11 protein-coding genes are annotated in these 9,599 nt (G+C 67.8%); 7 read left to right on the top strand and 4 right to left on the bottom strand.

The genetic code is table 11. The features are described 5' to 3' along the window. Positions 1–731: aminopeptidase P family N-terminal domain-containing protein (locus AC3XYG_RS25415; protein WP_489142660.1), on the bottom strand; the 731-nt coding region annotated here is incomplete at its 3' end. Between the two features lie 213 nt (positions 732–944). On the opposite strand from AC3XYG_RS25415, the gene AC3XYG_RS25410 reads away from it, so the two are divergent. Next, positions 945–1,760 (top strand): aspartate dehydrogenase, encoded by an 816-nt coding sequence (locus AC3XYG_RS25410; protein WP_489142659.1) that lies wholly within the window; start codon positions 945–947, stop codon positions 1,758–1,760. A 21-nt stretch (positions 1,761–1,781) separates the two neighbouring features. Here AC3XYG_RS25410 and sugE read toward each other — a convergent pair whose 3' ends face one another. The 3 genes from sugE to pdxR form a co-directional block, all read right to left on the bottom strand. After that, positions 1,782–2,102: a quaternary ammonium compound efflux SMR transporter SugE gene (gene sugE / locus AC3XYG_RS25405; protein WP_489142658.1), complete on the bottom strand. Its 321-nt coding sequence runs from the start codon at positions 2,100–2,102 to the stop codon at positions 1,782–1,784. An 84-nt stretch (positions 2,103–2,186) separates the two neighbouring features. Beyond that, positions 2,187–2,642, bottom strand: coding sequence for a carboxymuconolactone decarboxylase family protein (locus AC3XYG_RS25400; protein ID WP_489142657.1), 456 nt, complete (start codon positions 2,640–2,642; stop codon positions 2,187–2,189). Positions 2,643–2,745: 103 nt separating this feature from the next. Further along, positions 2,746–4,167 carry a MocR-like pyridoxine biosynthesis transcription factor PdxR gene (gene pdxR / locus AC3XYG_RS25395; protein ID WP_489142656.1) on the bottom strand — a complete coding sequence of 474 codons (1,422 nt, stop codon included), beginning with the start codon at positions 4,165–4,167 and terminating at the stop codon, positions 2,746–2,748. Between the two features lie 55 nt (positions 4,168–4,222). Here pdxR and AC3XYG_RS25390 point away from each other — a divergent pair, with 55 nt between their 5' ends. The 6 genes from AC3XYG_RS25390 to AC3XYG_RS25365 all read left to right on the top strand — a co-directional run. Next, positions 4,223–4,990 carry an FMN-dependent NADH-azoreductase gene (locus AC3XYG_RS25390; RefSeq protein WP_489142655.1) on the top strand — a complete coding sequence of 256 codons (768 nt, stop codon included), beginning with the start codon at positions 4,223–4,225 and terminating at the stop codon, positions 4,988–4,990. A gap of 197 nt (positions 4,991–5,187) precedes the next feature. Continuing rightward, positions 5,188–5,991: a DeoR/GlpR family DNA-binding transcription regulator gene (locus AC3XYG_RS25385; RefSeq protein WP_489142654.1), complete on the top strand. Its 804-nt coding sequence runs from the start codon at positions 5,188–5,190 to the stop codon at positions 5,989–5,991. Beyond that, entirely contained in the window at positions 5,991–6,959 is a 969-nt protein-coding gene (locus AC3XYG_RS25380; RefSeq protein ID WP_489142653.1) for an N-acetylglucosamine kinase, read from the top strand. Before AC3XYG_RS25385 ends, AC3XYG_RS25380 begins: the two co-directional genes overlap by 1 nt. Positions 6,960–6,983: 24 nt before the next feature. Beyond that, entirely contained in the window at positions 6,984–8,240 is a 1,257-nt protein-coding gene (locus tag AC3XYG_RS25375) for an ABC transporter substrate-binding protein (protein ID WP_489142652.1), read from the top strand. A gap of 38 nt (positions 8,241–8,278) precedes the next feature. Next, positions 8,279–9,202, top strand: coding sequence for a carbohydrate ABC transporter permease (locus tag AC3XYG_RS25370; protein ID WP_489142651.1), 924 nt, complete (start codon positions 8,279–8,281; stop codon positions 9,200–9,202). Between the two features lie 9 nt (positions 9,203–9,211). After that, the coding region (locus AC3XYG_RS25365) for an ABC transporter permease family protein (RefSeq protein ID WP_489142650.1) at positions 9,212–9,599 on the top strand (388 nt) is incomplete at its 3' end.

Here is a 9,599-nt window from a genome sequence, read left to right as displayed (position 1 = left end):
GCCCAGAAGGGCTGCGGCGACATGGCCCGGCGCGCGGCCTCGGCCTCGACTCCGGCCTGGAAATGATCGCGCAGATCGGCCGCCGTCTGCCCGGTTTCGACCCGCTGCGCCATCAGGCGAAGACCCGCCTCAGCCAGTTCGACGCCGATGGCCAGGCGGTCGATCTCACCCGGTGTCTTCACCATGCGGACGTGGTCGAGCACCGGCGAGCCGTTGACGATCGAGGCGCCGGACAGCACGTCCCGTAGCACCGCCGCATCGCTTTCGGCGATATAGTCGGCATCGATGCCCAGCCTGGCATGGCGCAGGCCCAGCGTGCCGAGCAGATCCGCCAGGGCGGCCAGCGCCAGATGCAGGTCGAAGGTCGCGGGGCGGCGGAAGCCCTCCGGCCGGCCGGCTTGCCGCCAGGCCTGGGCAATGCGCTGCTCGATAGCGCCCGTCTCCGGCACGCCGGTCAGGTCCGCATTTTCCATCCAAAGGGGATGGGAGCGGATCTCCGCAACGCTGCGCCTTGCGGCGTCGGCATAGAGGTCGCCGATCACCGCACCGACCGGCCGCTGCGGATCGGCGGGAAGCACCGCGAAACCGGCGCCCGCCCGCCGGAACAGGCCGGGGACGCCCTGCGACACGCCGGTGATGTAGGAAAAGCCCTCGGGCTCGGCGACGATCAGTGCATCCAGGCCGGCGACGGCCAACAGGCGCGACGCGCGCTCACGGTCCACGAACGGCATCGTCTCGAAGCTCCCGTCAATCCTGGCGATGAGACCGCGGGGCCTGTTCCCCTCCCTCGCATCGCATCCATCGCCTATAGGGGATTACGCGAAGCCATGCCAAGGCGCTATGCCGGAACCGCTGCTTGTGCCCGGTCCTCATTTCAGCATGCTGGGCGGGTTGAAAGGCGGCACCCTGCTGAGGCCCGCCCAGTCGCTGACGGAGGGCTGAGCATGTCGACAGAACAACGATTGCGGCCGCCCTTGCGCCTGGTCCTGGTCGGCTGGGGCGCAATCGGCCGCCGGGTGGCGCAACTGCTGGCGGACCGCGGCGCGCCGGTGGATCTCGTCGCCGTCGCCGCCCGGTCGTGGCCCGAACAGCTGCCGGCCGGCATGCCGTGGCTGCAGTCCCCAGAGGAACTGGCAGGGGTTGCGCCGCAGCTGGTGGTGGAGGCGGCGGGACGAGCGGCGGTGGAGCCATGGGGCCAAGCGGCGCTGGGCTGCGCCCCGGCCTTGATCGTGTCCTCGACCAGCGCCTTCTGCGACGACGGCGTGCTGGACCGGCTGCTGGCCACGGCGGACCGCCATGGCAGCCGGATCCTGATCCCGCCCGGGGCGCTGGCCGGGGTCGACGCGCTGGCAGCGGCATCGGCCCTGCCGCTGGACGAGGTGCTGCACCGGATCGTCAAGCCGCCCGCGGCCTGGCGAGGCACCCCGGCCGAAGCAGCGATCGACCTGGACCAGTTGGCCGAGGCGACGGTGTTCTTCACCGGCTCGGCACGGGAGGCCGCGAGCGCCTATCCGGCGAACGCCAATGTCGCCGTCATCGCCGCCCTGGCGGGCATCGGCCTCGACCGCACCCGGGTCGAGCTGGTCGCCGATCCGCAGGCCGTCGGCAACGGCCACCGGTTGCAGGCCCGCGGCGCCTTCGGCATGCTCGACATCGCGATCGAGAACCGGCCGCTGGCGACCAATCCGAAATCTTCGGAAATGGCCGCCCTCAGCCTGGTCCGGCTGGTCGAGAACATGGTCCGGCCGCTCTGCCTCTAGCGGCTCGGCGACCGATCTTCCTCAGCTTCCCGAGACCAGCTTGAGTCCGATGACGCCGGCCAGGATGAGGACAATGCACAGGATCCTCATCGGCTCGGCGGAATCACCCAGCACGATGATTCCCAGAATGGCCGTGCCGGCCGCGCCGATTCCGGTCCAGACGGCATAGCCGGTGCCGACCGGCAATGTCCGGAGCGAGAACGACAGAAGAAACACGCTCGACAGGCCGGTGGCGACCGTCAGCAGCCCGGGGATCAATCGCGTGAACCCCTCGGACGACTTCATGCTCAAGGCGAAGGCGATTTCGAGAACGCCGGCGATACCAAGCAGCACCCAGGCCATGGTGACAGGTCCGTTCGTTGACGCGCCGGCCGTTGCGGCCGGGCGCGTTCGATTCACTGATCGGGCGATCAACCAATCGGGATTTCAGGCTTTAGCGGCCGCCGCGGGGGTCGACCGGAACGCAATCCCGAACCGGTTGAAGGCGTTCATCAGGCCGATCGCATAGGTCAGGTCGGCAAGTTCCTTCTCGCTGAATTCGGCCGCCGCGGCCTCGTAATCCGCATCGGGAATGCCGGTTTCGGACACGCGGGTCACGCTCTCGGCCCAGGCCAGCGCCACGCGCTCGCGGCGGCTGAACACATTGCCCGCATCGTGCCACACCGGCACCAACACCAGCTTGTCGACGGCGAGGCCGGATTTCAGCAGGTCGCGGGAGTGCATATCGATGCAGAAGGCGCAGCCATTGATCAGCGACACCCGGAGGTAGACAAGATCGACCAGCTCCTTCGGCAGGCCGCTTTTCTGGACGGTGACGTACACGCCGCCGAACGCCTTGTAACCTTCGGGTGCGATGCTGGCGTAGTCGATGCGCTTGCTCATGATGACATCCTTGTCTTGGCTGATTTGAGGATGTCATCGTGCTCCGTCTTGGCCTAGCCAAGAAGGTCCATGATCTGGCTTGTGAACTAGGCCATGATGGACATCACATCAGCGCCAGGATACGCCGGCCGAGCGCCTCGGCAGTGCCGCGGGAATCTATGTTGGTGAAGTTGAGAAGCAGCGCCGAGGGGCCGTCGCCGCCTGTCGTCCAATCCGTCAGCGCTTCCCCATACAACCCATCTTCCCGCATGCGTTCGACCAGCCGGCGGTCCGACTGCCGGCCCTGCAGCCGCAGGATCAGGTGCATGCCGCCCGGCTGGGCATCGATCCGCACATGGTGCCCCAGCACGCTGTCCAGCCCGGCCGCCGTCGCGTCCCGGCGCTCGGCATACAGCTTCCGCATCCGCTGGATATGGCGCGCGAAATGGCCTTCCCGGATGAAGGCAGTGACGATGGCCTGGGTCAGCTCCGGACTGCCCGCGGCCAGGATCTCGGTGACCTGCTCGAACCGCTCGACGTGCGATTCCGGCACGACGAGATAGGCCAGCCGAAGGCTCGGGAACAGCACCTTGCTGAAGGTGCCGGCATAGAGCACGCGCCCATCGCGATCCAGGCTCTTCAACGCCGGCAGGGGGCGGCTGACGTAGCGGTATTCGCCGTCATAATCGTCCTCGATGACCCAGGCATCCTGCCGCGCTGCCCAGTCCAGCAGCGCCAGGCGCCGCGGCAGGGACAGGGACACGCAGAGCGGGCTCTGATGCGCCGGCGTGACCACGGCCGCGCGCGCCCGCGGCGCCCGCTTGAGCCCGTCGGCGACGACCATGCCGTCTCGGTCCACCGGCACGGGGACGGCGGCAATCTGCAACTGCTTCAGCAATTCCCGCGTGGGCGGATATCCCGGGTCTTCCAGCCAGACGCGATCGCCAGCCTTCAGCAGGGCATGGGCGATCAGCGCCATGGTCTGGCGGTACCCCGATGTCAGGAAGATCTGGGACGGGGTGCAGCTGATTCCCCGCGACAATTGCAGATAGGCGGCGATCTCGGTCCGCAGCATCGGCAGGCCGTATATGGCGGGATGGACCATGTCGGATGGCTGCATGGCGCGCACGCAGCGCGCGCCCAGCCGGGCCCAGATCTTGCGGGGGAACAGGTCCAAGGCCGGCAGGCCCATCTGGAACGGCAGGATCGAATCCGGGCGGAAACCAGCGGCGCCAGTGCCGCTGTCGGGCCGTGGCGTCGGGATGGCGACCGGCGCCCGCGGCGTCAGGCCCGGCGTCACGATGGTCCCCGCCTGGCCGCGCGCCTGGATATAGCCTTCCGCGGCCAGCAGCGAATACGCCGTCTCGATCGTGCCCCGGGCCAGCCCCAGCTCCTTGGTCAGCGCCCGGGCCGAGGGGATCCGGTCGCCCGGCTTGAGCATGCCGCTGGCGATGGCGCCGAGAACCCGATCGTAGATCTGCCGGTAGAACGGCACCGCCGCGGCTGGATCCAACGGCGGGATATGGCTGGGCTTCGGGGCAGTCATGGACTGGTCAATTCTGGAGATGAGCCGAAGGTGGCTTGAGCCATCATGATCCGGCATGGCGGTCCTGGCAAATCAGGCGGGCGGTACAGCCCAAAGCGGCACCGCAACTGGCATGGACCAGTTTGAATTCCAGATCATGGATCTGGGTCATGGGCCATCCGGCCTGCAGAATGATGATCTCATTCAACCAGCCGCCGGAGATGGACCGATGAAGACGATCCTGCTTGTCAATTGCAGCCCTCGCGGGCAGGCCGCCGAGAGCTATCGGCTTTCCCAGAAAATCGTCGGATTGCTGCTGCAGAAGGAGCCGGCGGCGGTGGTGGTCAACCGGGTGCTCGGCGATGGTGCCATCACCCATGTCGACGAGACCTACGCGATCGCCCAGCAATCATCCGCCGATATCCCCCAGGGCCGGTCGATCCCCCAGTCCGAAGAGCTCATCCAGGAACTCGAGAGCGCCGATCTCGTGGTCATCGGCACCCCGATGCACAACCTGACCGTGCCGTCGGTGCTGAAGGCGTGGATCGATCACGTCGTCCGGGTCCGCCGCACCTTCAACGTGACACCGAACGGGAAGGTCGGCCTGTTGCGCGACCGCCCGGTCTTCGTCGCCATCGCCTCGGGCGGACGGTTTTCCGGGGAGCGCGCCCGCCAGCCGGATTTCCTGACCCCGTATCTGAAGGCCGTCTTCGGCACCGTCGGGCTGCACGACCTGACGTTCTTCTCGGTCCAGGGAACGGGTTCCGGCCCGGAGGCCGTGGCCGAGACCCGGATTAAGACGGATCAAGCCCTGCAGGAGCACTTTGCCGTGTTCTGCCCCTGATCAGTTGCCCTCACCATCCTGCGCACCGCTGCGGCCCGGATCCGCAGCGGACGATCTGACACTGTCCCCTGCCCTGCCCGCCGTTGATCGCGATGCGAGCGGCGGCTCTTCCCGTTTCGCTCACTAAGCAGTCATCTGAAATCCGATAACGGTCAATATCGATCATATTTTTGATTGACTATGATCGGAATCGGCCGATGATCGGGGGCAAGGAGGGCGGCATGTCGGTCGATCGGTTGGACGTTATCAGGCAGCATCTCTACGTGCGGGGCGCCGCCAGCGTGCAGGATCTCTGCGACGCGACGGGGGCTTCGCTCGCGACCGTCCGGCGCGATCTGCAGCGGTTGGAGGAAGACGGGGCGGTCGAGCGCACCCATGGCGGTGTCCGCCTGGCAGAAAGCGCCGGGGTCGAGACCGGCTTCCGGGTCCGCGAAAGCCAGAACATCCGCGCCAAGCGGATGATCGCCCGCAGCGCCTATGAGTTGATCCGTCCGCAGACGACGGTCTTCCTCGATGCCGGCACCACGGTGCTGCAGGTCGCGCGGCTGCTGCGGCTGCAGCCGATCCCGGTCTCGATCTTCACCAACGGCCTCGCCGTCGCCTATGAGCTGGCCAATGTGCCGGCGCTGCGCGTCACGGTGATCGGCGGCCAGCTGCGCAACGAGAACCTGTCCTTTGTCGGCCCCCAGGCCGAGCAGGTCCTCGGCGAGGTCTGGTTCGACCAGCTGTTCATGGGCTTCAGCGCCGCGCATGAGGACGGCTCGATCAACACGCTGGACGTGCATGAGGCGAGCCTGAATCGCCGCATGCTGACCCGGACGGCGACGCCGATCCTGCTGGCCGACTCCTCCAAATTCGGGCTGCGGGCCACCTATGGCGTGGCGCCGCTGCAGCCCCCCCTGAAGATGATCAGCGACGAAGGCCTTTCCCCGGCATGGCGGAAACGCCTGGCCGATCTCGGCGTCGATCTCCTGGTCGCCTCCGACGGGGAGGAGGCTTGATGCCGGTCGTGATCGGGATCGACGGCGGCGGGTCGAAGACGCTGCTGGCCGCCGCCGATCGGGACGGCACAGTCACCGCCTGCCTGCGGGAGCCCGGCTGCAATCCGTTCGACGAACCGGGCTGGCGGGACATTCTCGTCACGCTCGGCACACGGTCGACGGCGCTGCGTGCGGACGCCGTCGCGGTCGCCCTGGGCATGCCGGGCTATGGCGAGGTCGCCGAGGTGTCCCGGCAACAGGAGGACGCGGCCGCCGCTTTCTCCGACCGGCCCGTCCTGGTGATGAACGACGTCCATGTGGCGTTCGAGGGCGCCTTTGCCGGCGGCCCCGGCGTCCTGCTGCTCGCCGGCACCGGGTCGATGGCCTGGGCTTCCGCCGGGGACGGCCGCCACATCAGGGTCGGCGGCTGGGGCGACGCCTTCGGCGACGAGGGCAGCGCGTTCTGGATCGGCAAGGAGGCCATCACCCGCGCCAGCCGCGCGATCGACGGCCGCGACGACGCGCCGGGCTTCGCCGAGGCGCTGTTCTCATTCCTCGGCCTGCCGCCCGATGATCCTTATGATGCGCTGATCGGCTGGTATCGATCGCGCCCCCATCTGCGCTCCGACCTCGCCGCCCTGGCCCCGTTCGTCGATCGGGAAGCGGCGGCCGGCCGGCCCGAGGCGATGCGGATCCTGGACGAGGCCGCCGACCATCTCGCCCGGCATGTCACGGCCGCGTGGCGGGCGATCGGCAGCGACGGCCCCATTCGCTGGAGCGTCGCCGGCGGCGCCTTCGCCAGCGCCCCTCTCCGCATCCGTGTCGCCGAGCGGGTCGGAACGCCCTATCGCGACCCTGTCCTGCCGCCGATCGGCGGTGCGCTCCGCTGCGCGGCGATCGCCGCCGGCTGGGCGGTGGACCAGGCCTGGATCGACCGACTACGGACCTCGCTCATCTCCTGTGCGGGGTCCGCAGCCACCCAACAATGAAATCAAAAGCCGGGAGTCTCTGGGATGACGATCTCTAAAACCCTGTCGCGGACAGTGGCCATGACGGCGCTGACCATCGGCCTGGCCTGGGCCCAGGCCGCCGCCGCGGAAACCATCACGGTGCTGCTGCCCTCCTTCGGGGCCGATGCGGCAACCAAGGCCCTGACCGACGAATTCACCAAGGACACCGGCATCCAGGTCCAGCTGCAGACCATGCCGTGGGACAACATCCGCCCGAAGATCGTGACCTCCATGGTCGCGGGAACCGCGCCGGCCGACGTGATCGAGTTCGACTGGTCCTGGGTCGGCCAGTTCGGCGCGGCGAAGTGGTTCACCCCCCTCGACGGCAAGTTCGACCAGGCGCTGGTGGACGACATGCCGACCGCCGGCGTCTTCGTCTATGACGGCGCGCGGCTTGGCATTCCCTATGCCAACGACTTCCGGCTGCATGCCATCAACACCGCCTATCTCAAGCAGGCCGGCATCACCGACCTGCCGAAGACGCCGGACGATATCATCCGGGACGCCCGGATCCTGAAGGACAAGAAGGTCGTCGACTACCCGATCAGCATCCCGCTGTCGGCGACCGAGGGCACCGCGACGGCTTGGTACTTCACCACCCGGATCTTCGGCGGCGAGCTGTTCGACAAGGATTGGAACCCGCTGTTCACCGATCCCGCGTCGCCCGGCTACAAGGCGCTGGCTTGGGTGGTCGGCGGGCTGCATGACGGGCTGATCAACCCGGCCATGACCGGGATGACCGACCAGCAGGACACCGATGCCTTCGCGCATGGTGCCGCGGCGTTCGACATCGCCGGGCACCCCTATGATCTCGCGATCTACCAGGACAAGGATCGCTCGACCATTCCCGGCCTCACCGCGCTGGGCCTGACCGGCGCCGATCCCGCGACCCTGCGCACCATCGGCCTGCCCGAGGCGCTCGCGATCCCGGTCAATTCCGAACACAAGGACGCGGCGATCAAGTTCATCCAGTGGTGGAGCGACCATCAGGGGGAGATCTACACTGCCGTCGCCGTGCTGCCGACGCGGACCTCCGCCCTGAAGGCGCTGTCGCAGAGCGGCAAGCTGGTCGGCGGTGACGATATCGCCAAATACGGCGCCTACACCCAGGCGATTTTCGCCCAAGGCACGCCGCCCTGGTACTCGGAATTCAGCTCCGCCGCGTCCGCCACCATCAACCAGGCGGCGAAGGGCCAGATCAGCGTCGACGACGCGATGAAGCAGATCGCCGCCCGCGCCCAATCGGCGATGCAGCAGTAACCGCCGGCAAACAGGGCCCCAAGGCCATGACGATGTTGATGACAAAACCCGACCGGATCGCGTCACGGCGGCGCATCGGAATGCCGCGCCTGCCGGGCCGCGACGCCCGGCTCGGCCTTCTCCTGATCGCACCGATCGTCCTGGTCATGGGCGCCCTGGTGCTGCTGCCCCTGGTGCTGACAGCGTGGGACAGCCTGTTCCGCATCGATCCGATGCGCGCGGGGACGCCGTTCATCGGCGCCGCCAACTACGTCAACCTGCTCAGCGACCCGGAGGTGCGGGCCGCCGCCGCCAACACGATGTGGATGGTGCTCCTCGCCGTCATCCTGGAGACGGTCGGCGGCGTCGCCTTTGCCCTCTTGCTGCAGAGCATGGGGCCGATCCGCAAATGGCTCCTCGCCGCCGTCATCCTGCCCTGGGCGATGCCGTCCGTGGTCAATTCGCTGATCTGGAGCTGGATGTTCAACCCGAGCTACGGCGTGCTGAACGCCATCCTGCATGGGCTCGGGCTGATCCCCGCCGGCTATGTCTGGTCGAACGACCGGACGGCGGCTCTCCTTCTCATCACCATCGTCCATGTCTGGAAGATGCTGCCGCTGACCGCGGTGATCATGCTGGCGGCGCTGCAGACCATCCCGACGCATCTCTACGAGGCGGCGAAGATCGACGGCGCCGGCCCGATCCGGACCTTCTTCGCGATCACGCTGCCGATGACGATGGGGGCGCTGGCGATCGCGATGACGCAGTCGACGGTTTCCGCCTTCAACCTGTTCGACGAGGCCTGGATCCTCGGCGGGGCCAGCCTCGACACGCGGACCCTGCTGATCCAGGTCTACATGTCCGCCTTCCAGAACCTGCACATGTCCTACGGGATGGCGCTCTCCATCCTGGTCCTGATCGCATCCCTCGCCGTCTCCCTGATCTATGTCGCACGCCGTCGCGGCGAGACGCAGGGCGAGTAGGAGGACGCCATGCCGAAATCCCGCGCCATCCAGCCCAAGAAGATCTTCAAGGGCCTGTTCATCGCCTTCGTGCTGATCTGGTCGCTCGGCCCGATCTACTGGTCGATCAACTCCAGCCTGATGCAGCCGGTCGATCTCCTGGCCCAGCCGCCGCATGCGGTGCCGCCGGCCCCGACGCTGGCCCACTACACCGGCCTGCTCGGTCTCGAGAACGCCGCGGACAACGCCACCGGGCAGTCGATCTGGCCGCAGTTCCGCAGCGCGACGATCAACAGCATCGTCACCGCCGTGGCCGCAACCCTGGCGACGATCGTGCTCGCGGCGCTCGGCGGCTACGCCTTCGCCCGGCTCCACTTTCCCGGCCGCAACATCGTCTTCGGCCTGATCGTCGCGACGC

The organism is Inquilinus sp. (genome assembly GCF_057815775.1).
Note: the sequence above shows the minus strand (reverse complement) of the source record. Positions and strands in the feature narration are given on the sequence as shown.